28 protein-coding genes are annotated in these 25096 nt (G+C 45.6%); 11 read left to right on the top strand and 17 right to left on the bottom strand.

Features of this window, described 5'->3' with window-relative positions:
* The first annotated feature begins 27 nt into the window (after window positions 1-27).
* From QUA54_RS28345 to QUA54_RS28355, 3 genes are all read left to right on the top strand, one after another.
* Window positions 28-696 carry a VWA domain-containing protein gene (locus QUA54_RS28345; RefSeq protein WP_333417706.1) on the top strand — a complete coding sequence of 223 codons (669 nt, stop codon included), beginning with the start codon at window positions 28-30 and terminating at the stop codon, window positions 694-696.
* A gap of 255 nt (window positions 697-951) precedes the next feature.
* Window positions 952-1149 (top strand): type II toxin-antitoxin system prevent-host-death family antitoxin, encoded by a 198-nt coding sequence (locus QUA54_RS28350; protein ID WP_333145826.1) that lies wholly within the window; start codon window positions 952-954, stop codon window positions 1147-1149.
* Window positions 1150-1170: 21 nt separating this feature from the next.
* Window positions 1171-3321, top strand: coding sequence for an SUMF1/EgtB/PvdO family nonheme iron enzyme (locus QUA54_RS28355; protein WP_333417708.1), 2151 nt, complete (start codon window positions 1171-1173; stop codon window positions 3319-3321).
* A 138-nt stretch (window positions 3322-3459) separates the two neighbouring features.
* Here QUA54_RS28355 and QUA54_RS28360 read toward each other — a convergent pair whose 3' ends face one another.
* Both QUA54_RS28360 and QUA54_RS28365 read right to left on the bottom strand, forming a co-directional pair.
* Window positions 3460-3735 carry a hypothetical protein gene (locus tag QUA54_RS28360; protein ID WP_333417710.1) on the bottom strand — a complete coding sequence of 92 codons (276 nt, stop codon included), beginning with the start codon at window positions 3733-3735 and terminating at the stop codon, window positions 3460-3462.
* 882 nt (window positions 3736-4617) lie between these two features.
* Window positions 4618-4971 carry an SCP2 sterol-binding domain-containing protein gene (locus tag QUA54_RS28365; protein ID WP_333417712.1) on the bottom strand — a complete coding sequence of 118 codons (354 nt, stop codon included), beginning with the start codon at window positions 4969-4971 and terminating at the stop codon, window positions 4618-4620.
* A gap of 1062 nt (window positions 4972-6033) precedes the next feature.
* Between QUA54_RS28365 and QUA54_RS28370 the strand changes: the two genes are divergently transcribed.
* Window positions 6034-6198 carry a hypothetical protein gene (locus QUA54_RS28370; protein WP_333417713.1) on the top strand — a complete coding sequence of 55 codons (165 nt, stop codon included), beginning with the start codon at window positions 6034-6036 and terminating at the stop codon, window positions 6196-6198.
* Window positions 6199-6224: 26 nt separating this feature from the next.
* The gene (locus QUA54_RS28375) at window positions 6225-6428 is read left to right on the top strand and encodes a DUF3606 domain-containing protein (RefSeq protein WP_333417715.1); all 204 of its coding nucleotides are present in this window, start codon (window positions 6225-6227) and stop codon (window positions 6426-6428) included.
* A 195-nt stretch (window positions 6429-6623) separates the two neighbouring features.
* Here the strand turns inward: QUA54_RS28375 and QUA54_RS28380 are convergent, their stop codons facing one another.
* From QUA54_RS28380 to QUA54_RS28405, 6 genes are all read right to left on the bottom strand, one after another.
* A complete protein-coding gene (locus QUA54_RS28380) occupies window positions 6624-6770 on the bottom strand; it encodes a hypothetical protein (protein ID WP_333417717.1) in 147 nt (48 codons plus the stop codon).
* Window positions 6771-6947: 177 nt separating this feature from the next.
* Window positions 6948-9815 carry a type I restriction endonuclease subunit R gene (locus tag QUA54_RS28385; RefSeq protein ID WP_333417719.1) on the bottom strand — a complete coding sequence of 956 codons (2868 nt, stop codon included), beginning with the start codon at window positions 9813-9815 and terminating at the stop codon, window positions 6948-6950.
* Window positions 9816-9821: 6 nt separating this feature from the next.
* Window positions 9822-10841, bottom strand: coding sequence for an abortive infection family protein (locus QUA54_RS28390; protein WP_333417721.1), 1020 nt, complete (start codon window positions 10839-10841; stop codon window positions 9822-9824).
* An 11-nt stretch (window positions 10842-10852) separates the two neighbouring features.
* Window positions 10853-12052, bottom strand: coding sequence for a restriction endonuclease subunit S (locus QUA54_RS28395; RefSeq protein WP_333417722.1), 1200 nt, complete (start codon window positions 12050-12052; stop codon window positions 10853-10855).
* Complete coding sequence (locus QUA54_RS28400) at window positions 12049-13671, bottom strand: type I restriction-modification system subunit M (protein ID WP_333417724.1); 1623 nt, start codon at window positions 13669-13671, stop codon at window positions 12049-12051. The genes QUA54_RS28395 and QUA54_RS28400 overlap by 4 nt, the downstream gene beginning before the upstream one ends.
* A gap of 344 nt (window positions 13672-14015) precedes the next feature.
* The gene (locus QUA54_RS28405; RefSeq protein ID WP_333417726.1) at window positions 14016-14900 is read right to left on the bottom strand and encodes a tyrosine-type recombinase/integrase; all 885 of its coding nucleotides are present in this window, start codon (window positions 14898-14900) and stop codon (window positions 14016-14018) included.
* Between the two features lie 282 nt (window positions 14901-15182).
* On the opposite strand from QUA54_RS28405, the gene QUA54_RS28410 reads away from it, so the two are divergent.
* Complete coding sequence (locus QUA54_RS28410) at window positions 15183-15926, top strand: hypothetical protein (protein ID WP_333417728.1); 744 nt, start codon at window positions 15183-15185, stop codon at window positions 15924-15926.
* A 143-nt stretch (window positions 15927-16069) separates the two neighbouring features.
* On the opposite strand, the gene QUA54_RS28415 is transcribed toward QUA54_RS28410, so the two are convergent.
* On the bottom strand, window positions 16070-16825 hold the full coding sequence (locus tag QUA54_RS28415) for a hypothetical protein (RefSeq protein WP_333417730.1): 756 nt from the start codon (window positions 16823-16825) through the stop codon (window positions 16070-16072).
* Window positions 16826-17376: 551 nt separating this feature from the next.
* Window positions 17377-17904, bottom strand: coding sequence for a hypothetical protein (locus QUA54_RS28420; protein ID WP_333417732.1), 528 nt, complete (start codon window positions 17902-17904; stop codon window positions 17377-17379).
* 280 nt (window positions 17905-18184) lie between these two features.
* Between QUA54_RS28420 and QUA54_RS28425 the strand changes: the two genes are divergently transcribed.
* The 5 genes from QUA54_RS28425 to QUA54_RS28445 are packed head-to-tail and all read left to right on the top strand — an operon-like array spanning window position 18185 to window position 20194.
* Window positions 18185-18517, top strand: a complete 333-nt coding sequence (locus QUA54_RS28425) for a hypothetical protein (RefSeq protein ID WP_333417734.1) — start codon at window positions 18185-18187, stop codon at window positions 18515-18517.
* 59 nt (window positions 18518-18576) lie between these two features.
* The gene (locus tag QUA54_RS28430; protein ID WP_333417736.1) at window positions 18577-19104 is read left to right on the top strand and encodes a hypothetical protein; all 528 of its coding nucleotides are present in this window, start codon (window positions 18577-18579) and stop codon (window positions 19102-19104) included.
* Window positions 19094-19411: a hypothetical protein gene (locus QUA54_RS28435; RefSeq protein ID WP_194068721.1), complete on the top strand. Its 318-nt coding sequence runs from the start codon at window positions 19094-19096 to the stop codon at window positions 19409-19411. The genes QUA54_RS28430 and QUA54_RS28435 overlap by 11 nt, the downstream gene beginning before the upstream one ends.
* A gap of 28 nt (window positions 19412-19439) precedes the next feature.
* The gene (locus QUA54_RS28440; RefSeq protein WP_333417738.1) at window positions 19440-19775 is read left to right on the top strand and encodes a hypothetical protein; all 336 of its coding nucleotides are present in this window, start codon (window positions 19440-19442) and stop codon (window positions 19773-19775) included.
* Between the two features lie 17 nt (window positions 19776-19792).
* Window positions 19793-20194, top strand: coding sequence for a hypothetical protein (locus QUA54_RS28445; protein ID WP_194068717.1), 402 nt, complete (start codon window positions 19793-19795; stop codon window positions 20192-20194).
* 280 nt (window positions 20195-20474) lie between these two features.
* Here the strand turns inward: QUA54_RS28445 and QUA54_RS28450 are convergent, their stop codons facing one another.
* From QUA54_RS28450 to QUA54_RS28480, 7 genes are all read right to left on the bottom strand, one after another.
* Entirely contained in the window at window positions 20475-20666 is a 192-nt protein-coding gene (locus tag QUA54_RS28450) for a hypothetical protein (protein WP_194068715.1), read from the bottom strand.
* 83 nt (window positions 20667-20749) lie between these two features.
* Complete coding sequence (locus QUA54_RS28455; protein WP_333417740.1) at window positions 20750-21064, bottom strand: hypothetical protein; 315 nt, start codon at window positions 21062-21064, stop codon at window positions 20750-20752.
* 146 nt (window positions 21065-21210) lie between these two features.
* Window positions 21211-21465: a hypothetical protein gene (locus QUA54_RS28460; RefSeq protein WP_333417742.1), complete on the bottom strand. Its 255-nt coding sequence runs from the start codon at window positions 21463-21465 to the stop codon at window positions 21211-21213.
* Window positions 21466-21479: 14 nt separating this feature from the next.
* Window positions 21480-21611, bottom strand: a complete 132-nt coding sequence (locus QUA54_RS28465) for a hypothetical protein (protein WP_333145236.1) — start codon at window positions 21609-21611, stop codon at window positions 21480-21482.
* Window positions 21601-23703 carry a hypothetical protein gene (locus QUA54_RS28470; RefSeq protein ID WP_333417744.1) on the bottom strand — a complete coding sequence of 701 codons (2103 nt, stop codon included), beginning with the start codon at window positions 23701-23703 and terminating at the stop codon, window positions 21601-21603. The genes QUA54_RS28465 and QUA54_RS28470 overlap by 11 nt, the downstream gene beginning before the upstream one ends.
* Window positions 23703-24245, bottom strand: coding sequence for a hypothetical protein (locus QUA54_RS28475; RefSeq protein WP_333417746.1), 543 nt, complete (start codon window positions 24243-24245; stop codon window positions 23703-23705). The genes QUA54_RS28470 and QUA54_RS28475 overlap by 1 nt, the downstream gene beginning before the upstream one ends.
* Window positions 24246-24259: 14 nt before the next feature.
* On the bottom strand, window positions 24260-24985 hold the full coding sequence (locus QUA54_RS28480; RefSeq protein WP_333417747.1) for a hypothetical protein: 726 nt from the start codon (window positions 24983-24985) through the stop codon (window positions 24260-24262).
* Window positions 24986-25096 lie beyond the last annotated feature (111 nt).

Genomic DNA, 25096 nt, shown 5'->3' on the forward strand with positions numbered 1-25096 from the left:
TATTATTCAAATATTTATCCTACAACCATGTCTGAATCCCGAAGACTTGAGGAAGCCGTAGACTTTGCCGACAATTCAGAGCCGCGCTGTCCCTGTATCCTGTTACTAGACGTTTCCGGGTCTATGTTCGGCGCACCCATTAAAGCCTTAAATGATGGATTACACATCTTCAGAGACGATCTGAATAAAGATGGCTTAACCAAAAAGCGCGTTGAAGTAGCTATTGTGACTTTTGAGAGTACGGTAAAGGTGGTTCAGGATTTTGTAACTGCCGATAAGTTTCAGCCACCAACCCTAGAAGTAGGAGGAGCAACCTACATGGGAGCTGGAATTGACAAAGCTTTAGACATTCTTCAAGCGCGAAAAGCCTCGTATAAGGCAAATGCAATCAATTATTATCGCCCTTGGATATTTATGATTACAGATGGTGAACCCAGTGATAATGAAGTTGTCAATCGGGCGGCCCAACGGATTCGGGATGAGGAAGCTAGAAAAAAAGTTGCTTTCTTTGCTGTGGGTGTAGAAGGGGTGAATATGACTCGCCTCAGTCAAATTGTCGTCCGCCCACCTATGAAGTTAACAGGGCTGAATTTTCAGGAGATGTTCCAATGGCTGTCAGCTAGCATGAGTGGAGTATCTCATTCTCAATTAGATGAACAAGTCCCCCTGCAAAAGCCCGGATGGGGTTCTGTTTGATGAAGTACGAAGTTTAGTTTAAGCCGATCGCATCCCATATTTAAAATCTTTTTCAGCGGAAGTATAAAGCCGAATTTTATTTTAAATTAAGGAAGATGTTTCGGGTGATCCACCGCGTCAAACATCGAAAACTGGACTTAAGCATGGGATTCCAGAAACCGGGTTTTTTACGAAAAAACTTTGTTAGAGCATCGTAGACTGAGTAAAAACCCGGTTTCTTTGGTCGGGGTGCGTCCAAAACGGAAGGAAATATAGATGATTCCGTTACATCCTCAGTTTATTACCAAAAACGGTAAAAAAGAATTTGCAGTGATACCTTACGAAGAATTTGCATCACTTCAAGAATTAATTGCTAATGTGGAAGATTTGATGAATTTGAGGGCGGCAAAAAAGGAAGATGGAGATCGACCTTCTGTGCCGCTAGCAGAGGTGAAAAAAATGTTAGGATTGTAGAGGGTTGTGGTGGGGATTAGTATGCAATTCAAGCGTAAGTCTAATGGACAAGTAATTACTTTAGGGTCTAAGATAGCTAGTGGTGGTGAGGGGATAATTTACGAATTCCCTCCAGATGCGTCACTGGTGGCGAAAGTCTATAAAGACGACAAGCTAAAAGATATTGATAGTGACAAACTCCAACTAATGCTGGCTAACCCCCCTGATGACTCAGTAGCAAAATCTCACGGGTGTGTCTCGATTGCTTGGCCGGTTGATTTACTACTTTCTATCAATGGTCATCAGCAAATCATTGGCTTCCTCATGCCGCGAGTGCCGAAGCAGCAAGTGCGACCCATCCACGATTACTACACCCCTAAAACTCGCCGTGAGGAAAATCTCGGTTTTAATTACCTCTCCTTGCACCGCACGGCGCGAAACTTTGCAGCCGCGATGAGTGCTTTACACGCGAAACAGTATGTCATTGGTGATGTGAATGAGTCGAATATCTTGGTTTATGACACAGCGATGGTAACGCTGGTAGATACGGATTCCTTTCAGGTTCGTGATTTCCAACAGGGCAAAGTTTATCGCTGTCCGGTGGGGAAAGCGGAGTATACACCCCCGGAACTTCAGGGTAAGACGTTTTCAGATTATGACCGCACGCCGGAACATGATTTGTTTGGGTTAGGGGTGTTGATTTTTCAGTTGTTGATGGAAGGGATGCACCCTTTTGCGGCAGTGTATCAAGGAACTGGGGAACCACCACCAACGGAGAAGCGGATTTTAACAGGGCATTTTCCCTACGGAACCAAGAAAGTGCCTTATGGCCCTGCGCCAAGGGCAGTACCTTTTGAGGTGTTGCATCCGAGGCTGCGACACTTGCTCGTATGCTGTTTTGAGGATGGGCACAGTAAGCCCCAAGCGCGACCTGATGCTCGGACTTGGATGAAGGCATTAGATGAAGCAGAAAAAGCTTTGGTGAGTTGTGGGGTAAATTCTGAGCATCGGTATGGAGGACATTTGAGCGATTGTCCTTGGTGTGAGAGGAAAAAACAACTCACAGGAATCGATCCATTTCCGGCAATTTCAGGGGGACAATCTAATATTTTTGCCCAAATTCCTTTGCAGCCTGCAAGCAAACCCAAGCCTGTTAGTTCGCCGGCACCTACTCCGACTCCTAACCCTACCGCAATTCCTTATCAGCCGACTCCTACACCTGCACCTGCATACAAGAGTTCTTATCAGCCAACTCCAACCCCAACACCATCAACACGGCGAAATTTTCTTACATTAGCTGGGTCTAGTATTGTAGCTGTATCTATTTATGGAGCACTCAATAAATATATTTTCTCTTCTCTCAAACCCAAAAATATCACAAATTTACCAAAGTTTGAATTTGAAACGGTGACAGTTGATGTGCGGGGTAATATAACTAACCGTCAACGCCATCAAGCACAATTTATTAGTGAAAATTTAGGTAGCGGTGCAATCTTGGACATGGTAGCAATTCCTGGAGGCAGTTTCGTGATGAGTTCCCCCAGTACGGAAACAGAACGAAGTGACTATGAAGGACCACAGCATAATGTGAATATCCCTCCTTTTTTTATGGGTAAATATGAAGTCACGAATGAACAATATCAAGCGGTGATGGGAAATAACCCATCTAATTTCAAAGGTGCGAAACGTCCAGTAGCAAATGTAAGTTGGGATGACGCTGTAGAATTCTGCCACAAACTTACTCAAAAAACAGGCAAGACTTATCGTTTACCATCGGAAGCGGAATGGGAATATGCTTGTCGCGCCCGAACGTCAACACCTTTCTATTTTGGCGACACAATTACGCCAGATTTAGTTAATTATGATGGTAGCAATTCTCCCTACGGTTCTGCACCGAAGGGACTTTATCGTCAACAAACAACAGATGTCGGGAGTTTTCCACCCAATGCGTTTGGTTTATACGATATGCACGGCAATGTTTACGAATGGTGCAGCGATAAATGGCACGATAATTATAACGGCGCACCGACTGACGGAAGTTCTTGGGAAACTGGCGGAGATAATAACCGAGTGCAGCGTGGCGGTTCCTGGAAAGGCCATGCGCTCTATTGCCGTTGTGCCTTTCGTTACAGGAATTCGGCGGTCGATCGCTACAGGAACTTCGGTTTTCGCGTTGCTCTGGTTTCCGCGTAGTCTCCGGTTTTTGGTTCTGTGCTGTAGTCTTTGGTGAGGAATCTTGTTTTAAGACTAGGCGCTTGAAACCGGGTTTATACAAACAAAATCCGCCTTCGCGCGTTGAATTTCTACAGTCTGCCCTTCACCTGCAATCTACTATATCTTTCTCACAGACGTGTCCAACTCCACAAGAAAAGGTTTACTGGTAACAGGTGAAGCTAAGACAACTGCCGGATAACGCCCCACCGGAGGGTGCATAATTTCTCGATCGCCCAACACAGGAACTTCCACCGTATCAACTCCCGTACCTGAAGAAAACATACTGTCTAATACAACCCCAAAAAAAGACTTACCGCTATCTACATCTCGAAAATCATCAGCCAACGTCCGTTGCTGATTAATTCTGAGTTGCTGTTCTCGCCGCTTTCCCATTTGCCTAGAGGGGGGTAAATGAGCAGTCGTACAGAAACTTACGCTAAGGCTGAAACTTTTACTGGATAAGCATTCTGGGAACTACTATTTTTGTATCTCAAAAACTTAAAGAATTGAAAATTAAGCTGTACCAATTAGAGCATAGGTTTTTTGGTACAGCTTTTTTGTACAGCACAGTAAGGATTTGAGGCTTTTAAATTTCAGACAGATCAATTGGTACAGGTTTATAAGAGGCGAGCGCAATATTCAAAACGGCTAATCAATTCCTTAGCGTAAGTTTCTGTACGACTGCTCATTTCGCCCCTGTCATAAATGAGGTCAAATCTCTTTTGTTTTTTAGGTCTTTAGATGCTGATGTTAAAGTGAGGGCTTTTCCTTTACTTACTCCAGTCTGTAAAGAACTTGTGAGGATAGCGGATTTTTTGGAGTTCAGCTCAAAGGTTTTTACTCTTGATGAGCTTTGTTATCAGTTTGGTTACAGTCAGAATGCTACTCTTAAGCGTCTGTTTAAGCTTAAGCTCGCTGATTTTCCCATTGAGATTAGTCCGTCATCTGTTCGATTTGTTGGTTGAATTAACAAACGTAGGTTTACCATTTCTATAAATGGTTAGTAAAAACCTAGTATCTTTTTAGATTGCAGAACCCAAAACAATTAATAACGAGGTTAACCATTCCTATAAATGGTTTTAGTACGAGCGGTTATATAATTAAATATTTACCGCTTGTATTTGATGGCGGTAAGACACCATTGCCATAAACGGTAAGACACCATTGCCATAAGTCTAGATTTGTCGCTGCTCCCAGTCTTAGCTCTGTTTATGAATTTATGCTGACGAAGTACCAGAAAAGCAATGCATCAAATCAATGAAACTACCTGTGACATTAGTCTAAACTCCAGGAATTGCCAAGGTTGAAAATTCTATACACTTCCCTAGCTGCCATCGGATTACCCGTTCCTTCCATTCTTCCACTAAAATTTAATGCTACAAAATTATTAGGATTTTGACAACATTGTTGAAAGTCTTCAGCACTCATTGTCATACTGCAATCGGAGTTACCTAAATCGCCTTGCCTTACAAACGGGCCGGAGTTAGAAGCGTTAACACACCATTCACCACCACCTTGACCAGTAATTCTAAACGTGTACTGGTAGCCTATTCCATTGAAATGTTGAGGATTTTCTAACATAGCGGCAGGAAGTAGTTCATTAAAAAATCTTTCACCATTAACTGTCATTTTTTTTTCGAATTAATTAAATAAATAAATTTATAAGTGAAATATTAGCATGAATGAGAAAAGGATGCAAGGCAGTTAAGATAATTAAGACAAAAATATGTCTCTATCCCCGCCTAGCCATAGCACTTTTAAACCTAGGGTCAGGATATGTGGATATCCTGATGTAGCAGCAAGGGTTACAGGGCTTAGGCTGGGAAATAGTGTTATAACGACTTAGAGCTTGAATCTCCCTCTGTGCATCTAATCCAGCTTTCAGACAACTTAAAAAGCCACGTTATTGATACTGACTGGCTGCTTGTTGAGAATAAGCACACCAGATGTTTTGATGATTTATGAGTGATTTGTTTACATTTCTTTATTTTATTTAGTCGAACTTTATTAAAAAAGGATAAAGTATTAATTAATAAAGGCTCACCAGGAGTGAACTGATGAGCCTTTAACGCTTAAGGAAGGTTCTTACTTCCCTTTGTGTTTAGTTGGATCGACCAACTTTAATAGTTGATTTGGTTCTGGGGTAGGGGGCAAGGGTTTACCTTTGACAGAAGTGATTTCTTGTCCCGTACTACCTCCGCGCGGACCTATGATTTCATACTGACCGCTTACGGGGGTTATTTGACCAGGTCTCAGCAATTCTTCGCTCATTTAATTTTTACGAAACAATCCGTCTATTGTAACACTTGTAGCACTAAATTTTTTTAAATTAAAAAAATTTAGGACGATTGTATATGGGGTACAGCCGAGATACTTGTAAAATAGGACGTGATATTAAGAAACGTTTTTATCCTGACCGAGCCTCCGCACTTCTGAGTCCTAGGCGGGAAAATTGTAGAAATACTTAGCAGTAAAAGATTTCCGCTTTTCGGGGTCTGTACGAAGGCAGAGTATAACTTATACTCTGCCTTCTCAAACTTGGTTGAATAGTCAGCCAATTTAGGATGCTTTTGTGCTTGCAAGCTTCCTCGAAAGCTACTTAGGGGCTTATTTGTTACGTTTCTTAATATCACGTCCTCGGAATGCAGGTATCTCGGCTGTACCCCTTGTCTCACCGATTGAGCTTGTTTGATGAGTCGCACGGCATCGGCGATTCTCCCCAGTTCTAAAATTGCAGAACAGGTAGGAATTAAGCCCAAGGGAGAACAGTTTGAACGCGGAAACTTCCGGTTTACCCGCGCCGGTAAAATTTGGGGTCAGTCAGCTTGGAAGGTTGAAAAAACTGTGTTAGAATAGAAATATAAATTTATCAAGACCAAAAAATGTCAGACGATAAGAACCGTAAAGGCCCTGAAGACCCAAATAGAATTAATCTCAACGAACCGTATGAGGTTCGTTATTGGACTAAAGAATTGAGTATAAATGAAGCAACGCTAAGACGTGCTGTTGATGAAGTTGGGGTTATGGTTGTGTCGGTAAGAGCTTGGCTTAACCGAACTGAAAATAGATACCTAATTGTTAATTAGGCCCAGAAATAGCGAAGGTGACATCAGTCGCAAAGTAACAGTTTAAACCCTTGCTAGATAATGATTTGAGCGTTTATCTCCTTTTTATTTAAAACGGCTCAAACAGAGAAAACTCGTTGAACCGATCCACGAAAAAACGGAAACCCATCGGCGATAGCTTTTTACAAAACCCCGAACTGAGGCTGAGTTATTGGATCAAAACGTCAGCACCATCTCCTCGTCCAACACCTGCGGCACAGCATTCAAATCAATCAGATAATCCCCAAACCTGGCTTTAAATATTTTGACTGATTCAGAACCAAGTTCTAGATAAGTTGTGGTAATAACACTATATAAAAACATACTTTTAGTTTAACTTTTACGTTGATAAATAGAGTAGTAATACTACTCTGCTCTAGCTGACTGAGTGTTGGCAGCTTCTGTAGGCGGAAGGGACATTGAAAAGCGGCATTGTTACAAAACTTTACGTCGTGTCCTCGGAAAGCCCGTATCTCGGCTATACCCCCTTTGAGGGTTGTTTTATTGTTCCTCTTCAAATGCGCCAAGAGCATCATCGAACTTGTTGATAATGTCGAGTAATTGCAACACGACGCGATCGAAGACTTTTTTGCGCTCTAATAGTTTGGGTTTTTCGTTACAGGCATTTAGAATTGTCTCGCGTAATGGTTCTTTGCCTGAGAATTTATAGTCGGCGATCATTTGGTTGACGGCTTCGAGTTTCAGATTTTCCTTGAGACATAGTTGGTGCACGGCGACCGTGCGTTCTTGATTCCAGAAGTTTTGAAATACGGTTTCGATCGCCTCTTCTGGCTTAATTATGGGCATCTGTTCGTCAATGAATTTTTCAATGAGATCCCGTTTACTGCGTAATTGAACCTCTTGCCCAACGAGTTCGAGAATAGACTCTTTTCTCTTCTGATAGTCTTCTTCCGTGGTTTTGGTATTTTGTCGAAGTTCTACTAGGAGTTTAAGAATGTAGGAAACGTTGATTTCGTCGCGTTGAATGAGTTCTAGTTCAAAATCCACTTCCTCAATGATGGATTCATTTTCCTCCTCTTTGCGCGATCGCGTTCGATCGTGGATATCGAGATACTTGCTCTTATAGTCGTCAAAGGTCTGTTCGTCCATGTTTAGGTCAGTAAACTTAAACTCGGTGAAGGATTTACTGACGTTGAGTAAACGGATGAGATTACGAAAGGCTTTGACAAATTCCACTTGATCGTCTTCGCCGATCAGTTTATTGACATCGTTGGGGATAGTGGCGATCGCCCTCAATGCCTGCACACCTTGATTAAACGCTTCAATGTAGTGTTCGTAGGGTTCGATAAATATCTCTTCCTTGGCGTTGGCATCGGAGAAGAGGGCGACGGCTTGGTCGGTGTTTTCTTTGAGGTTACGGAAACAGACGATATTGCCTTGGGATTTGAGTTCGCCTAAAATGCGGTTGGTGCGGGAATAGGCTTGAATGAGTCCGTGATACTGGAGATTTTTATCAACGTAGAGGGTATTGAGCTTTTTGACATCGAAGCCCGTGAGGAACATATTGACCACTAACAGAATATCGGCACGTTCTTGATCCTGAGCGTTTTCCCGATCGCGGTCTTTCATCCGTTTGGAGATGTCTTTGTAGTAGGTGTAGAAGGCTTTGCTATCTCTGACGGAATGTTGGGTTTGATAGAGGGCGTTGTAATCGTTGATAAATTCGGCGAGTTTGTCGCGGCTATGGGAACTGTTGCTGGTTTTTAAATCAAAATCGGGTTCGCCGATTAAGCCATTTGCCTCTTCGTCGTCTTCGTTAATGCTGGGGGTGAAAATCGTCACGACTCGCAAGTCATGTAAACCCTGTTTTTGTTTATGTTTAAAAGTTTCGTAATAGGTCAGTAAGCTATCAATATTACTGACGCAGAGCATGGCAGAGAATTTTTTATTGTGGGTTTTGCGGTTATGGTTTTCTATGATCCAATCAACGATTAGGGATATGCGATCGGGATTTTCAAAAAATTCGCGATCGAGTTTGGGTTCGGTGATAAGGCTGCCGTCTTTGCGCTTGATTTTCCCCCAATATTCAACGGAGAATTTAAGAACGTTTTCATCGGCGATCGCATTAGTGATCACATATCTATGCAGACACTCTTGGAATAAATCTTTGGTGGTGCGTTTGCCATAGGTATTACTTGCGGCGTTGTCGGCGAAGATGGGTGTGCCAGTGAAGCCGAACAGTTGGGCGTTGGGGAAGAATTTGACGATATTTTTGTGGGTTTCGCCAAATTGGGAACGGTGACATTCATCGAAGATAAAAACGATACGCTGATTCCGCAGGGGTTCCATGACAGATTCATGGCGAGGGTTTCGGATGGCGTTATTGAGTTTTTGGATGGTGGTGACAATGAGATTGCTGTCGCCTGTCATCTGATTGACGAGTTCTCTGGTGCTCTCGGTGGTATCTACGCTGTCGGGGCTGAAGTGGTTGAATTCTTTGCTGGTTTGGTAGTCGAGGTCAGCCCGATCGACCACAAACAGCACTTTATGGACTTTGGGGAGTGCGGTAAGGATTTGGGCGGCTTTGAAGCTGGTGAGGGTTTTGCCTGAGCCTGTGGTGTGCCAGATATAGCCGTTTTTGTCGGTGGTTTTGACCCGCTCAAGGATGGCTTCGACGGCATAGTATTGGTAGGGACGTAGCACCATCAGCACTTTGTCGGACTGGTGCAGGACGATGTATTTGCAGATCATTTTGGAGAGGTGGCATTTCTCCAGAAAGGCGGTGGCGAAGTCGTCGAGTTGGGTGATGAGGTTGTTTTCTGCATCTGCCCAGTAGAAGGTTTGTTTGTATTCTTGTTTGCGGTTGTTGGCGTAGTAGCGAGTATTTAGGCCGTTGGAGATGACAAAAATTTGCACATATTGAAATAGCCCAAAGTCTGCACCGTAGGAGTGGCGTTGGTAGCGGTTGATTTGGTTGAATGCTTCTTTAAGTTCGAGTCCTCGGCGTTTGAGTTCGATTTGGACTAGGGGCAAGCCGTTGATTAATAAAGTTACGTCGTAGCGATTTTTGTATTTGCCTTGTTGGGCGATCTGGTGGGTGACTTGGTATTGGTTTTGACACCAGTGTTCGGTGTTGAGAAATTCGAGATAGGTGGGTGTACCATCATCACGGATGAGTTCCATTTTGTCACGGAGGCGATCGGCGCGCTCGAAGACGTTGCCTTTGTCGAGGTGGTTGAGGACTCGTTTAAATTCTTCGGGGCTGAGTTGGGTTTTATTATGTTTTTCGAGTTGGGTTTTGAGGTTGGCGGTGAGTTCGGCGGCGTTGCTGATGGTGACGGGTTCGTAGCCGAGTCCCGTTAAGCGTTGGATCAAGTTTTGTTCTAGTTGTGCCTCAGATTCAGTCATGGTTCCCTACTCTTCGTCTAATAGTTTTTGTCCATCCAAAAAGTCTTGTAGCTGGATCGCATAGTCTTCATAGTATAGTTCGTATAAGGCTTGGCTATAGATTACTTTACTTCCGTCTAGAGAATATTCTTCATCTAGCAAGTCGTTGAAATCTGAATTTTTTTCATAGCTAATTTTAACTTCTTCTTTTTGAAGTTCCTGTGCTTCAAATTCTCTTGCTTTTCGCTCTAGGTCTACAATAAAAAATGCGGCTAATGTATATCGCAATAGGCTTTCAGTCATCTCGATAATGAGTCTTGATAGATTTACGTCGCTCCTTAGAGTTTTTGGAACTTCTCTGCCGTGGGAAATATCACCTCTGTCGTTTCTCAAGTTGCTAATTTGGTTAATTAATGTTTGGCAAGCTTTTATAAAATTGATTTCGAGGATATTACCATGATTAGACAAGACTTTTATAGCTTCCTTGAAAGTAGCATCATTAGAAACAGGCTTCCTGTTTAGCGACAAAGAAGCATCCTGTACGAGGGCAAAGAAGGAAGTTGTCTGATCATTTAGCAACTCCCCACAAGATACTAAAAATTTAATTTCTTCCCCTTCTAGTTTCTGCTCGTCTGATATTTTTATGGCTTCCTTGAATACCCGTTGTATCTTGTTACAATCTGAGTCATTGGGCTTTTTACTCTGAAGTGAGTTGAAAGCTTTCTCAATTAGCTCGAAAAATACAGAATCTTCTATTCCTTTCTCTAAAATATTGAGAGCCGTGGAAAACTGTACATGGACTGACTCATTTTTTATCAGCTTTTGCATATCGACTCTAGGCAGCCTATTAAGCGATTTTAGGAATGAAGATAGTGAAGAAAAAATAATTGTTTTTGAAATACCTTGAATAAGGGAATTGCAGCATTCAATAGTAATATCTGGATGTTCTTCCTGATGTTGCTTTGCCTTTTCAATAATTGGAAGATAGTATTCAAATTCTGGAAATTTATCTCGATTCCTGACAATAAGATCCTGCAAACTATCCATAATCTTCCTCACTAAACAAACATTTTTTGCAACAAGCTTTTTTTATATTGTTCGGTTAAATCTATTTGCTGGGCAATAGCTTCAATCTTTTGGTCGATCGCTGTTAAAAAATTCGCAATTTTTTTTTGTTCTTCAATACAGGGAATACTAACTTTTAAAGACTTAATATCTATAGCATTGATTGCTGTAAAAGTGCTGCCTTGACCTAGGCTAACCCATTGGGGTTCATAATATACTAGGAATTGATACAAAAATTCCTTGTTGGCATTAGATAAGGTTTTCAAAGAACAAACTCCTCTGCCTATACAAGCATCAACATTAGATTTAGCAATCATTCCAATTGGTGCTCTTACTGTTAAAATTAAGTCACCATTTTCACAAAGCTTAGTTGGTTCACTTGTCCATTGTTTTGGTCGAGTTATCCTATTATAAATATCGGCATTTCCCTGTACTAGATATTTGCCAATACCCTTACTATTATAAGATTCTGACTCAGGAGATTGTCCCATAGTAATGTTTGCAATTTTCTCTAACTTCTTCTTCTCCCAATCAGGGAATGGCTTCCCCCGATCGCTCTTAAACCGAATTTGTTGAGAAAAGATTTTCTGCATTACGCCCCGTTTATAGGTTTGCAGGAGTTCGTGCTTGCGGCGCAGTTGGGAGAGGCGGGTATCTACTGCCCCCAAAAAACTCGCAATCTTTTCCTGTTCTTCCTTTTGAGGGAGAGTTAGTTGTAATTCAGCAAAATTATCTTGTCCAAGTGTTTTGTTTCTACCTGCTCCGCCTGGTGAAGCTAACTCAAGTAAACTCTTTCCGCGCTTTCTCAAAAAGAAAAGCAGTATAAACTTCAGATCGCATCTGTTTTCTTTAGGCAAAAACATCAAAAAGCGGTGGGACGCTATAAAACCTTCCTCAGCATCACTTGTAAGAGCAACAGCTTGCTCCCATGCAAAAACGATATTAACAGTAAATGCTTCTGGATGAACCCAATAAACTCTCTTATTTCCTAATTCTCTACCTGTCACAGGCTCTTTATGAAAGATACCTTTCCCATGTGACCTAATACCAATTTGCTTATACTCTGTGTCAAGTTGAACATCAACTGGATTAACATAACGAACCAAAAAGTGGTCAGATCTATCTGTTTTCCAATCTCCATTAAACTCAGGAAACCTGAGCTGCGGAGCTTTTCTTCTTGCTTTCTTCGTCATAGCGGCACCTCAATCCCCAACTCATCACAAAAACTGCGAATTATCCGCTCAGTTTCCTCCATTCCCTGGTCTACTTCTCTCAGTTCCATCACTACTGCCACCAGATCAATTTCCTCCTCCTCCTCAAACGTATCCACATAACGCGGAATATTCAAATTAAAATCATTCTCTGCAATTTCCTTGAGACTTGCTCGATAGCTATATTTGCTCTCCTCAATACGTCCGCGATAAGTTGAAATAATCTTCTCAACATCCTCATCCCGCAGAATATTTTGATTCGTAGCCTTCTCAAAATAGGCACTCGCATCAATAAACAAAATATCGTTCGGATGCTCCCGACACTTCTTAAACACCAACACACAAGTCGGAATACTCGTGCCATAAAAAATATTCGCAGGCAACCCAATCACCGCATCCAACCAATTGCGCTCATTGATCACATACTTACGAATTTCCCCTTCCGCCGCCCCTCGAAACAAAACCCCGTGGGGCAACACCACCGCCATTGTTCCATTCTCATCCAAATGATGTAGCATATGCTGCACAAACGCAAAATCAGCCTTAGAACTCGGTGCTAACCGCCCATACTGACTAAAGCGATCGTCCGACTCAAACAGCTTATTCGCACTCCAATGCGCCGAAAATGGCGGATTTGCCACCACCGCCTCAAACCGCATTCCCTCATGCTGCGGATGTTCCAGCGTATCCTCTTGCCGCAAATCAAAATTCCGATAATGCACCCCGTGCAAAATCATATTCATCCGCGCAAGGTTATAAGTCGTGCGGTTCATCTCCTGCCCGTAAAAATCCCCAACCTCATCTACCTCTCGCGCCACCCGCAACAACAACGAACCCGATCCACAAGTCGGATCATAAACAGACCTCAGCCGTTCCTTCCCCGTCGTCACAATCTTTGCCAACACTTTAGAAACCTGCTGCGGCGTATAAAATTCCCCCGCCTTCTTCCCCGCCCCACTCGCAAACTGCCCAATCAAATACTCGTAGGCATCCCCCAACACATCACTCTCGCTATCCTCCAACCGAAAATCAATCTTATTCAAATGCACCAAAATCTTGGCAATCAGGGCATTCTTCGCCTTCGGAGTCCGCCCCAACTTTGTCGAAGTCAGATCCAAATCCTCAAACAAATGGTCGAAATCCTCCTCACTCTCCTTCCCCATCGTCGATCGCTCAATGCTATTGAGCACCTGAGTCAGATCGTCCAAAATAAAAATGGAACTCGCTTCCAACTCCTCATCACTAATCTCTTCCTCCTCCGCCTTATTCCCCAAAGCCCGCTTTGCCAAAGCACCAAACAACTCCGACGGCTTCAGAAAATACCCCAACTCTGCGATCGACTCTTCCTTGATCGCCTCTAAATATTCCTGCCCTTCTGCGGACGATTCATCAATTCCCAGAAAATCAATCTTATCCTCCGCCAATATGTCATTAGCAAAAAGATACTGCCGCTCCGACAGATATTTATAAAAAATAAACCCTAAGCAGTAATCCCGAAACTCATCAGCATTCATCTTGCCCCGTAGCGAGTCGGCAATATTCCAGAGTTGAGTTTCTAATTTTTTCTTTTGTCCGTTTTGCCCGTTTTGTCCGTTTGCCATTTATTTCTCGTACTGGGCGATCGCTAGCATCGCCAAAAAGTATTGTCTGATCGGAGTATAGACCCTAACCAGTGTCTAAACATTGAAATCAGGTAAGGAGGCTTTACAGGAATCCAGTCACCCTCATCTCCAAACCCGTAATTCTGCTGCAAGGAAACCTGAAGGTTTTGACTTCGCGAGAATTTCGTAAGGACTCAGGTCTCAACTTGAGGGATTAAAGATGGGGTCGGCACAAAGGTTCCAACAATCTGTTCGCGTTCGGAAGAGCCGATCGCCTTCGGTGTCAACTGCCAGAACCAGAATCGCTCCAACTGCTATAGTTGGGGGTTTTTTGTGGCTCAGCCCTACATCAGATACAATCCGCTGCTGTCGTTCGGTTTTGCGTGGAGATATTTGCTAGTAGTTGCGACGCTGGCATGACCGAGAGTTTGGGATAGTAGGTGAATTGGGGCCCCACGGTTCAGAGCATGGCTGGCGTGGCAGTGACGCAACCAGTGTGCTGATGCCTTCTCAGAAAGTCCAACACGAACGGCTGCTGCTTTTACCAGATGAGTTACAGAAACCGGATTGAGCCTACCGCCGTCCGACTTCTTGCGACTTCTAAAAATTGGTTCCAGATTGCCTGCATCGCCTCGACTGTTCAACAATTCTGTGTACAAATGTCGAGGCAAAAGCACGACGCGGGTTTTGTCAGCCTTGCCATAAATCAAAAGTTGACCACTCTCACCATTACTCGTCAAGTCCTCCCAGTTCAAACCACACAACTCGGAGACACGCAAACCCGCATAGTAAAAAACCTTAAATATCAACCGATTCCGTTCGCAGGGTTCGGACGCAATCAGCATCCTAACTTCAGCTTCAGTTAGGATTTTTTGGCTCAGAGTATCTTTAGGCTTGGGGGTATTTAGTGCAGCCCCAGCATTAACCTGGATAAGCCCGGTTTTGTGTCCGAATGATAGTAAAGATTTCACGACTGATAAATACGTGCGGCGGGACGAGGTTGATAAGCCCCGCATCTCCAGTGTATCCGCAAAGTTTTGCAGGTCGCCGAGCGTCAGATACTGTGCTGGCTTCCCGACCGCCCCCAACAATAGACCCGACACCCGGCGGTAGAGTTTTTGAGTGGTCTTAGACTTGCCATGTACCCACAGACAGACGAGCTGTTCTGTGGCTGTGTTGGTGGCAACAACTTGGAGACTGGGTTGATGGGTGGCGGAAGCGAGTTTCATGGCGGGTGAGTCGGTTGGGTGAATCTAAGATTAGAACCGTTATCTCATATTCAAATATTTTAAATGGCCCCATCCTTTTAGAGATGGGGCAGAACTGCGGCCTGATATTGTCCATAGCCGACGACAATTTTCTATCCCCCACTTTCCAGAGGTAGTAAGGCTGAATTGTCAGACATAAGTAAGACGAATAAAAATAAGTAAAGACTATTTTGTGCTTATACGTGTTACCAAGAATCAAGTAATGTCTTACGATTGAGACACTATAAGACATTGGTAAAATGTATGACAGAAAAGAAGTCTATTACCTTCCGCTGTGACGCAGATTTACTGGAAGCAATGGACAACCTAGGCAGAAACCGGTATCCCGCAAATACTCCGCACGGGTACGATCGCTCTAAAATTTTGATGGAAGTTTTGCGGCTAAATATCGAGGCGCTGTCCGATGGCTCTGTTGTCTTACCCACACTCTCTAACGTAAGACGACAAGCCTCTGACGTAACACTTCAGTTGTCTGACAGCCTGTTAGACGCGCGTATTACAGAAATGCTTACCCAAAAAACTGAACAAATTCTGGCAGAGCTAGCTGGCATTAAGGTATCGCAGGCAGAGGCAATCAAGCGAGCGAAAGCAGAATTGAGGACTGAACTGCTGGGGGAGTTAGCGGCCGATCGCACCGATGACGAACGGCTCAGGCAGCAATTAGAGTCGATGCCGACAGAGAATCACCAGGACTACGACCAACTTTTAGAATCTAGTTCTGCAACGATCGATAATCAGCGCAAGGTGGTGGCACTATTGCAATCCCGCCTTAGAGAAGAACGGGAGAAGTTTGAAGCCCAACTCGCAGAACTGCAAAAACGGCTGGATGCTGCCGAAAAAAATTCAGACTCTGCGATCGAGCCAGACCCATACATTTTTCTTAATTGGCTCAAAGATTTGGTAAAAGGCAAATCCAGAAAACCTCCTCAATGGGAGCCCACCAAAGCGGAGGCCGAAGCCATTTTGGCGCGGGCCAGACAATCTTAAAAGTTCAATTACCGATCGTCCCAAAACAAAGAGCCCCCAGCGTGATGCCGAGGGCTTTTTTTATGAAGGGTATTGGTAATAGAAGTTTACGCGAACACTAAAGTCAAAAGCAACCCCATCCTTTTAGAGATGGGGTCAGATATCTAGGCGGCAAACCTTAACATTTTTAACTGAGCGAGGGCCGCCGATTCATTTTCGGATTCAAGCAGGATGACGGGAATTGTCTCGCCCGCTTTCGGATTGAGTTGTCGGGCTAGAACTGCTGCATGATATTGCAGGTGGCCAGCGACAACCTTATAGCCGCTAGAATCCCGAACTAGCACGGGCGGAACCAGGAAACCGCCGATCGACAAACTGAGTTCCCCAGCAATTTCGAGCTCAAACTGATCGAAGTTCGAGGCAGGAATATCAGAGGTGATCCGTTTGACGGCGACTAGCGAGAGGTTGAGTTTCTTAGGTGCGATCGGTTGCACCCGTCCCCGGCCGTTATCCCCACGGTTTTGCGGTTCATTATCTGTCCCGATGGCTGCTGCTGCGGTTTTCGCGAGTGTGGGTGATGTAGCGGGTGCAGCTTTTTTGGCTGAAAGTATTGCAGGTGCAGGCGTTGAAGGTGTTGCAGACTTGGGTGTAACGGGTGCGGTTGCGTCGGTTTTGGCGATCGGCGCTGCTTCGACTTCGGCGACAGGTTCAGGAGTTTTTTCCGCTTCTGCTTTAGCTAGTGCCTCAAAGCAAGACACAGTGGCTTCCCAGTGGCCGCGCTTTACGTCGCTGGCTGTTTGGGAAACCTGACAGCAGTATCGGTTATCTTCGATCAGTCTGGCGAACGGGCACTGAGCACAGGTGAAGGTGGCGGGGGCGGCAGTGTCGATCGGCGTTGTGGCAGTCTGTGTTACGTTCATGGTTATGTCCTGTTAGGGGCTAGCCACCGCCTGCGGCCTCGTAAACTTTGGGCGGTGGTTTGTTTTTGGGTAAGCTTGTCTTACTTCTATGTCTTACATTATGACAGCTTGTAAGACGTATGTCAAGAGTAGTTAGACAAATTGTTAGACAAAATAAGACAAAACTAAGGCAAGTGTAAGACCGGGTGAGGTTATGGTCTTACACTCTTGCCTTAGTTGCTAATCTGGGTTAGGCGGTGGCATCCCAGACATCGGACTCTGTGAGGGGTATAGCCGAGATACGCGCAAAATAGGACAAGACGTAAAGTTTTGTAAATACAAGACAAAATGACTGGAAGTAGCAAAGCCTGAAATGTTTAGCAATAAAAGATTTCCGTTTTTTGGGTTTGTACGAGGGCAGAGTATTACTACTACTCTGCCTTCATCAAGCGAGGGTTAAAAGTTAGCCACATTTAAGCTGGTTTTGCGCTTACAAGCTTTCGAGAAGGCTGTGCAGCGACTTAATTGTTACGTTTCTTAATCTCGTGTCCTACTTTGCACGTATCTCGGCTTTACCCCGTGACGAGTGTCTTTAACCTCGCTGCGATTGACGCTCGTGTACCATTTCCGCTAACTTTCTTGGCGGAGGCCAGCTTGCGAATAGACTGGATCGACATTTTGTTAAGCAGTCCCTCGATGTCCGGGGTTGTGGCTTTGGCTGCTGGCTCGATCGGCTCGTCGGTGACTGTAGCGTCGGTGACTTCGGCTTCGACATCAATTGTCGGCTCAACATCTGGCGCGGTCGGTTCCGGTGCTGTGGGTGCTGTCGGTTCCGGCGCGGGTTCTGGTGCAGTCGCGGTGGCTGGCTCAAGAATGCCGATCGCACCAGGGGCGAATTTGATGTCGATCGCGTCTTTGAAAGTCCCGACCTGCGATGCGTCTACGTGGTGCAGCATCATCAATGCCGTATCTACTTGACTCAATGCCGATTCACACGCTTGCTCGACTGATTGCAACTGCTGGCGGTAGTCTTGGAGCGCTGTGAGTTTGACTTGGAGGGAGGCGATTTGAGGAAAGGATATCGAGAATTGAAGCGTCAACTTGGGCGAATTTGGCAGTTAATAGAGTAGTCATGGTGTGTCCTGTGTGGTGTGATGTGGCTGTAGTGCTTGCCGTATATGGGTTTGTTTGAGGTGTCTTACCCTTATGTCTTACATAATAGCAAGACGTTAGACGCTTGTCAACAGTTTGTAAGACTAATTTGTTAGACATAAGGGGGGTGTATGACAAGCAAGTGTATGACAGATTCTACTTATATGTCATACAAACGGCGCTGGGTGTTATACAATGGTGTCATACATATATGACCGAGGTAAGGCAATGGCTTCGACATCGTTAACTTTTCGCTGTCCCGATGAAGTGTTGGAGGCGATCGACAATTTAGGGAAAGAGCGTTATCCGGCGACTAATACTAAACACGGGTGCGATCGCTCTAAGACTTTGATCGACATTATGCGGGCGGGCATCGAGGCGCTATCTGATGGCTCTGTTGTCTTACCCGCACCCACAGAAGTCAGACAGCAGCCGTCTGAGGTAAGACAAAGTTTGTCAGACAGCTTGTTAGAGGAACGTATTACAGAGATTGTTGAGCGTAAGACTGAACAGGCAAAGGCAGAACTAAGGACTGAATTGTTGGGGGAGTTAGCCGCCTGACCGATCGCAACCCAGACGAATCGCTCAGGCAGGAATTAGCCCAAACCAAGCGGCAGTATATGGAGTTGCTCGAAAATTCGGCCGCCACCATAAACCAGCGAGATGCCGAGCTTGCGGCGGCGATAGCCGATCGGGATGAACTTCGATCGCAAGTTGCCACAGTGGCGGCCGATCGGGAAGAACTAGCCCAACTCAAGAAAGAAGCTAAGGAAGCTGCGGCAGAAATTCACCGGGAGGGAAGGTCGATCGAGCTGGAAAAAATACGCTGGCAGCAACAGCTAACCGACGCCAGAGGTGAGCTAGCAGACGCAAAAGCAACCATTCTCAAACAGGGAGACAAGATACGGGAATTGGAGCGGGGATACAGCTTTAAGCCTAATCCGGCAGAGTCTGCCTTGAGATTGGAAATAGGCAACTTGCAAGCTGAGCTAGACGCTTACAAACAACAGCAGCCAGCACCCGCGAGCGAACTACCAGAGCCTGCCGACTTGCTCAATCAGTTGAAGGGGCGGCGTAAGAAATCTAAGGCAGAGTTAGCAGATGTTGAGAAAATCTTAGAAATCTTGGGAGGTAGCGATGATGAATAAACAGTTTGAGCAATGGATGGATGCAGAGAAAGCAAAGCTGGCTGAGTGCCTGCGAGGGTGCGGGCGACTGAATGAAGAAATACCCGATATGCCGGGGATAAGTGACGCAGACAGTTTGTGTGAGCAATTCTATGATTCGATTGGCCAGCCTATAAATGTGTGGGTTGCTGGCTTTCCCAAGGATGGCATCGACTGGGAAGCGGTGGAGAAAGACCTAAAGGCTTTTGCGGATGAAGTTTGGGCACAGTGGATGCAGCGCAAGAAAGCACAAGATAAGGCGGATGCAATTGCGGCAGGGCGGATGTAAAGAGAATTTTAGAAATCTTGGAGGAGAGATGGAACTTGAGGAATACGAGAAAAGATTGACCGAGCTTGAGCTAGGGAACTTGCCAGACTTCAGCCAAAAAATGGCCCAAGTCCAAGCTGAGTATTTATCTGAGCAAGCCGTCCCCGACGCGGAAACCGCTATCCGACTAATCCGGGAAGCTCAACAGCGCGGGGAATTACCCGAACTAGATATGGTTTCCGTCCCGGAGACGGACTGGGAATGTGAATTTCTGGAACTCAAAGACAACGGACGGCCAGACCAAGGGACATGGCGCTGCCGAAATGACAATTTTGTGATTGATGTGGCGGCTGAGGATGGCGAAGTAAATTTGATATCTGTTTAAAGGGAAAAGGAGAAAAAATGAACGAGCAGCCACAGCCTCGCCCCTATGATGCCGTACTCGGAGGCACGAGTTATGAAACGCCGCAATATCCCTACCTCAACCCAAACGATTTTGATGCGAAGAAATTGGGGGGGCTGGTCAGTGAGAAACGGGGAAGACGTGGCTACAAGGATATTAAAAAAGAGATTGGAGTACCTCTTGTAGCTGTCTATAGAGCGGAAACAGCTCACATCGAAAATCGACCGATGCCAGCTTGTATCCACTTTGAGGATTTTTTGGCTATTTGCAAGTGGCTAGGGGTGTCGCCTGCAGAATTGGTTCTCACCCCTGCTTTACAAAAGATTCTAGCCGCTTGCGGAGGCCCTAGCCCTCGCCCCACAGACGCTGTACTTGGTAGGGGTGACAGGGGAAATTTGTAAAGTTCGTATAAAACTGAGCAATGCGGACAATATCTGTGATATGCAGCGAGAAATTCCAACAGCCGATCGCCCAACAAAAAACCCCGGCGCAAGGTCGGGGACACTTAATGAAGGGTAATTAATAATTGGTAATTGGCAACGGGGGTCGCCCATACCCGCAGTATAGCGGCTCTGAAATTTGGGCGATCGGTACAATAGGCTTGTCGTTATGCAGCGGCGACACAATCCCAAACAAAAAGCCCCCGGAGATTCCCGGAGGCTTTTGTTTTGTCGTTAGATGTTAGTCATCCGAGATTAGATCATCCATAGCTTCTAAAGCTTTGATGGCTTGCGCCAAAACAGCCTCAGCTTTCAATGCTTCGAGTTCTATTTTGGTGGGAGTGTCACCGTCGGGTTCGGCTGTTTTCAGTAGTCGCTTTTTGATTTCATAAAGCGCGGCTATATCTTTTCTGAGTTGCGAATTTTGCAGCATTTTATTTTCCTGTGGGGTGTTTGGGCGTGGATGGAGTGTCGCGCTAATTGCCAGAATCACAGATGACACAGTAGCGCTCGGTTTTAGTTAGTGTGTGCGATCAGATTCCTCCTGATTAGTAGCGCTTGCTCAGTGCTTAATTGCTGAATCTGCTGCGGTGGCTGCCAGCGAGGGCCCCAGTTCTGCCGAAGTCGGGGGAGGGCGATCGGACTGGGGAAGAGTTCGGCCCCACCAACCCAGACACCAATACCCGATTCCTGATTGGTGTAATAAGTCTCGAACTGTTGGCGCGATACCCTTGCCAGTCGCCCTTGCTCCGATGTCTGCCACAGTCGATCGATCGGTAGTCTCTCACGCTTCACAACCCGCACAATTCCCAACAGTTCAGCAACTGGCATCGTGGCGTAAATTGCAATATTATCACCAGGTTTTAGGGATGCTCCTTTCGTTGCCTTTCCTGAGTTCGATTGTTTTCGGGTCGCGGTCAAGGAAAAAGGCAGAAGCCCAAGTCGGACGGACAGAGATTAGGAAGGTGCTGGTGGGTTTACTCATCTTCATCTTTATCCCTTCTCAGAGCCTCCCTTAACGCTTCTAAATTCTGCACAGCTACATCAATGGAAACGCTGGCCGTGTCTATCAATTTCTGTTCGGGTTCCTCCAGCCACGACGTATCGGTAAATGGGTTGCAGATGTGCGCTTCGGCTCTGAGTTTTGCAGCTTGCAAGAAGGCAATGCAGGTAGCTAATTCATCAGGAATTGGTGGATTGCCGGAATGTTCGTACTGCTTGATATTTGGCATTGTTTCGTTCTCCTTCAGTTGTAGTCATGGTTGTTTAAGTCATCAGAGAAGATAATATTTCCACGTCTTACAAACTCTGCAAAAATTGCGTCGTAGATGGGGTTGAGAATAAAGTCGGGAATAACGCGGATTAACTTACTGAGCATCGGTGCTACTCCTGAGAAATTCTTGAATCTTTGGCAACTGTGCAATCTCGCCATTATCGTAGTTCTCAATTAGCCACTTTAAGAGGCTTTTTCCGTGCCTTGTATAGCTGCGTGTTGGATGGTCGTATTTCTCACCACACTTTAAAACTGACTTAATAATGTGGCGTATATTTGCCCCTGACAGAGCAGCGTCCGATACCGAGGAAAATAAACGCTCAGGAGCCACATTAGGGAACATCTGACTGACGGCTCGGACAGTCCACACAAAGCCGGACAGCTTGTATGGCAACGATTCTGGCTCATCGGACTCAATCTCGTTATCGGACTCACTATCCGATGATGTGCCATCTTCCGTCGGACTATCGGACTGCTTTTTATCCCCCAAATTGAACTCCAAATTGTAAATACGCTCCCAGTATTCAGCGTCAGAAAGCTGGTTTTTTTGGGCGCTGTTACCCGTCTCCGATGAACTATCAAAGATGTTATCTGGAGCCTCGGAACCGCCATCAATCCATGAGATATTCACTTCAATTTGTGGCATTAAACCTAATACGGGATTCCCAATCGTGGAGAGAACAATCGGCGTTTGCTCAGCCATAGAATCCGGGATTAATAGGCTCAATTTCGCTGTTAGTTTATCCCGTGTTTCCTTACTGGCAATGACGTTTGAGTTGTTTAACATTTGCTCGATTACGCCATAAGACCCTTGTTCCTCACCGTTGCTCGTAGTGCGTACTAAACCTTGAGCTAGCAAGGCTAAATTAAGGCGAATATTGCTGTCCGCAACCCCACTAGATGCGATGTTGAAAGTCTGCGTACAGATGAAGTAGCCGACGTTATACTGACCCCCTACAGTCGCTATACTTCCCAGTTTAGAAGCCTTGTCTTCCCACAGTTGCGCGTTTCGTTTCTGCACTAAGCACTGGTAAGTCGCGAACCAATCTTCAAGGATTATTTTAATGGGTCGGTTGCGGTAAGTTTCCTCGGTTGATGGCTTCGACTTTCGACGCTGCAACTTCTCGTAAACTTCATCGAGAAAACGCATTGATTCCTCTGGAAGTAGCGGGTCAAATATCATAATTCGACTGCGCGGAACGCCGGGAAAATCTTCATATTTCTGGGCAATCACGTAGATTTCAGCCTGCGGAAAGCGCGCCTGTGTGTCTCTTAACCACTTGTGCAGGGTTCGAGTTTTGCCAGTGCGAGTCGGGCCAGCTAGGAAAATTGAGGTATTAATAGCTGCTAACGAGTTCAAGACTCTGGCGGCTACTTGTCGAGCTATCTCAAGGTTAGAGTTTGGCTCAATTACTCGTGCCGAACCCGATTCTACTTTGTCGCCAGGGTCGTTGATGCCATCGAATGTTTGTGTTCCCGTCAATTTAAGCTGAAACGGATTCTTTTGGTTCCGCAGAAACTCAACATATTCTCGCTTCTTATCCTCTGGCAGACCCGCAGTTTCTGCCTCAAAAATGGCTTCCTCAGCTTCCATTTGAGCGATGCGGATGTCGGCTTCACCCAAAACTTCACACTGCTTTATAACCACAGCGCAATCGTTGGCGGTAGCTTCCACGTCTCCCTCCGCTTGGACTTCCTTAATCCTCATTGCCCGGTAATCCTCCAGCAGTTCGGTACGAGCATTCAGTTGACATGAGGCGAGGTCGCGTTTCTCTACAATTGCCTCGTAGTTTGCAAGCTGGCGTTCGGAATTCTGCAAGCTTCGAGCGCCAACACCCGCAACCCAAAAACTGCATCCACAAAGCGCCATCCACAACGCTTTATGTGGATTGGTTGCAGGAATTTTCTTATGAACAACTACTAGAGGATTTGCTTTCCACTTCTCTGCGTGGTACTCGGTCATGATGTAGGGTTTGCCTGCCTTGTCAACGCATTGCAAAGCACTTTTGTTGCGGATGCAAAGTTGCACCCGACTGCTGGCTGTTCCTGTTAGCGCGGTTATTCCGCTACCCACCCCAATCACAAGCGCCAAGGCAACTGCTGACAGTTTGCCAGCAATCGGGAGTCTTTCAAAGGTCAGAAGCAGTGCGCGGTTTGACTTAAGTAATTGAGCGTGTTTTTCGGTTAATGGTGTCATTACTTGCTCCCTCCTTTGGCTTTGAACATTAGGCAGAAAACGATAATGACAAGCCCAATTGAAGGCAAGTAATCAAAGTTACTTGAAACAGGTTTTTTAACCGTCTGAATTTCTTTGATGCCTATCTCCAAGCGTGGTTCTGCGTCCCCTACTTGCTGCCCTTCAGATAACGGTTCGGCAAGGCTGGCAATCATGCCAAGCGTCACGCCACCGCCAACAATTGCAGTAGCCAAGCGGTGCTTAGATTGCCCGGTAATCTTGGCTAATAGATAAACCTGATAAACCCCTATTGGCACTATCGAACCGCCTGCGACTTGCATCAGATGGAATGCAAAAACCACTGCTGAACCGATAGCTACGGGTGCGACGACTTCACACAGATTGGCAGCGTCCCGGTAGTGGCGCTCAGCGTTGGTTTCTTCCGGCTGCGGTTGGTCAATTGTTGGTGCTGGTGCTGTAGCTTGATATTGCTGTTGTTGTTGGTGCTGGTGCTGTCCCCCTCCCGAAAAGGAAAGGGGACTGGCCCCGATAAATTCGTGCATAAGTCCCCTCTTGCTTAACGGTTGTTGAAATTCATTACGTTCGCAAACCAGCCCCCAAACCCTCTAGCTGTACCAGTTGCCGACACGCTGGCGCTGTTGTTGCTGGCAGATCCAATAGTCACTGGCACTTTTTCCTGAATCCCTTTGTCCGAGCCGACCGTTGCCCGACTGAGCAGCTTCTGTCGCCTTTCTCGAAGTGATTCTTGGATTGTCTGACGTTTCTCTGCGACCTCACCCCGATTTGCGATGGCTTCCATCTTGTTTTCATGTCGCCACAGCTCGGCCTGTAAGTCGCCTGTGAGCTCGGAAGCAATCTCGGCTAATCCGTGCTGACGCTTGGTTTCAATCTTGAGCATCGCTGCCCGGTCTTTGGCATCCAGTTGCTCCATCTCCGAGCCGAATTCTGCGTTGAGTTTGCGGATTTTCGCGATCGCATTCCCGACTTTGGAGCCGAATTTCTTCCGAATTTCCGTCCAAGTAACCTGTCCATCAGCGATTTTTCCCAGCGCTTCCAGATAGGTTTCAGCATTATCCAAAAACGGCTCCAAAACTAGGGCAAGCTGTTCGGCGTTGGCTGCTTTATCTGCCATCGCTTCAAGCTTCGTAACATCGCTCAAGTATGAAAGAATGTCAGCCTCTGTGTCTGCCCAGTCTCCCGCTTTTTCATCAATGTAGGGGCTGTGTCCCGCTGCTGGGTTCCTTATTGCTATGCTGCTGGTGTCGTTGCGTCCAAAATCCATAGTAAAATCTCCTTAGATTAGTCCCCCAGCGCAAGCTAGGGCGTCGGTTCAGTATTAGGAGTTGACAAAAAAGACTGAAAATGATATGTGAATTGAGAAGCCTGTTAAATT

Origin of the sequence: Microcoleus sp. MOSTC5 (assembly GCF_036701825.1) — a bacterium.
Taxonomy (GTDB): Bacteria; Cyanobacteriota; Cyanobacteriia; order Cyanobacteriales; family Microcoleaceae; genus Microcoleus; species Microcoleus asticus.

What these genes read in the sequence shown, in the direction of transcription:
- QUA54_RS28360 (WP_333417710.1), bottom strand. Translation starts at nt 3,735, where the DNA reads ATGGGAAAGCGGCGAGAACAGCAACTCAGAATTAATCAGCAACGGACG.
- QUA54_RS28430 (WP_333417736.1), top strand. Translation starts at nt 18,577, where the DNA reads ATGGAGTTGCTCGAAAATTCGGCCGCCACCATAAACCAGCGAGATGCC.
- QUA54_RS28475 (WP_333417746.1), bottom strand. Translation starts at nt 24,245, where the DNA reads ATGCACGAATTTATCGGGGCCAGTCCCCTTTCCTTTTCGGGAGGGGGA.
- QUA54_RS28470 (WP_333417744.1), bottom strand. Translation starts at nt 23,703, where the DNA reads ATGACACCATTAACCGAAAAACACGCTCAATTACTTAAGTCAAACCGC.
- QUA54_RS28410 (WP_333417728.1), top strand. Translation starts at nt 15,183, where the DNA reads ATGACAGAAAAGAAGTCTATTACCTTCCGCTGTGACGCAGATTTACTG.
- QUA54_RS28385 (WP_333417719.1), bottom strand. Translation starts at nt 9,815, where the DNA reads ATGACTGAATCTGAGGCACAACTAGAACAAAACTTGATCCAACGCTTA.
- QUA54_RS28425 (WP_333417734.1), top strand. Translation starts at nt 18,185, where the DNA reads ATGGCTTCGACATCGTTAACTTTTCGCTGTCCCGATGAAGTGTTGGAG.
- QUA54_RS28405 (WP_333417726.1), bottom strand. Translation starts at nt 14,900, where the DNA reads ATGAAACTCGCTTCCGCCACCCATCAACCCAGTCTCCAAGTTGTTGCC.
- QUA54_RS28355 (WP_333417708.1), top strand. Translation starts at nt 1,171, where the DNA reads ATGCAATTCAAGCGTAAGTCTAATGGACAAGTAATTACTTTAGGGTCT.
- QUA54_RS28440 (WP_333417738.1), top strand. Translation starts at nt 19,440, where the DNA reads ATGGAACTTGAGGAATACGAGAAAAGATTGACCGAGCTTGAGCTAGGG.
- QUA54_RS28445 (WP_194068717.1), top strand. Translation starts at nt 19,793, where the DNA reads ATGAACGAGCAGCCACAGCCTCGCCCCTATGATGCCGTACTCGGAGGC.
- QUA54_RS28400 (WP_333417724.1), bottom strand. Translation starts at nt 13,671, where the DNA reads ATGGCAAACGGACAAAACGGGCAAAACGGACAAAAGAAAAAATTAGAA.
- QUA54_RS28380 (WP_333417717.1), bottom strand. Translation starts at nt 6,770, where the DNA reads ATGTTTTTATATAGTGTTATTACCACAACTTATCTAGAACTTGGTTCT.
- QUA54_RS28460 (WP_333417742.1), bottom strand. Translation starts at nt 21,465, where the DNA reads ATGCCAAATATCAAGCAGTACGAACATTCCGGCAATCCACCAATTCCT.
- QUA54_RS28455 (WP_333417740.1), bottom strand. Translation starts at nt 21,064, where the DNA reads ATGCCAGTTGCTGAACTGTTGGGAATTGTGCGGGTTGTGAAGCGTGAG.
- QUA54_RS28365 (WP_333417712.1), bottom strand. Translation starts at nt 4,971, where the DNA reads ATGACAGTTAATGGTGAAAGATTTTTTAATGAACTACTTCCTGCCGCT.
- QUA54_RS28395 (WP_333417722.1), bottom strand. Translation starts at nt 12,052, where the DNA reads ATGACGAAGAAAGCAAGAAGAAAAGCTCCGCAGCTCAGGTTTCCTGAG.
- QUA54_RS28465 (WP_333145236.1), bottom strand. Translation starts at nt 21,611, where the DNA reads ATGCTCAGTAAGTTAATCCGCGTTATTCCCGACTTTATTCTCAACCCC.
- QUA54_RS28415 (WP_333417730.1), bottom strand. Translation starts at nt 16,825, where the DNA reads ATGAACGTAACACAGACTGCCACAACGCCGATCGACACTGCCGCCCCC.
- QUA54_RS28350 (WP_333145826.1), top strand. Translation starts at nt 952, where the DNA reads ATGATTCCGTTACATCCTCAGTTTATTACCAAAAACGGTAAAAAAGAA.
- QUA54_RS28370 (WP_333417713.1), top strand. Translation starts at nt 6,034, where the DNA reads ATGAGTCGCACGGCATCGGCGATTCTCCCCAGTTCTAAAATTGCAGAA.
- QUA54_RS28345 (WP_333417706.1), top strand. Translation starts at nt 28, where the DNA reads ATGTCTGAATCCCGAAGACTTGAGGAAGCCGTAGACTTTGCCGACAAT.
- QUA54_RS28390 (WP_333417721.1), bottom strand. Translation starts at nt 10,841, where the DNA reads ATGGATAGTTTGCAGGATCTTATTGTCAGGAATCGAGATAAATTTCCA.
- QUA54_RS28480 (WP_333417747.1), bottom strand. Translation starts at nt 24,985, where the DNA reads ATGGATTTTGGACGCAACGACACCAGCAGCATAGCAATAAGGAACCCA.
- QUA54_RS28450 (WP_194068715.1), bottom strand. Translation starts at nt 20,666, where the DNA reads ATGCTGCAAAATTCGCAACTCAGAAAAGATATAGCCGCGCTTTATGAA.
- QUA54_RS28435 (WP_194068721.1), top strand. Translation starts at nt 19,094, where the DNA reads ATGATGAATAAACAGTTTGAGCAATGGATGGATGCAGAGAAAGCAAAG.
- QUA54_RS28375 (WP_333417715.1), top strand. Translation starts at nt 6,225, where the DNA reads ATGTCAGACGATAAGAACCGTAAAGGCCCTGAAGACCCAAATAGAATT.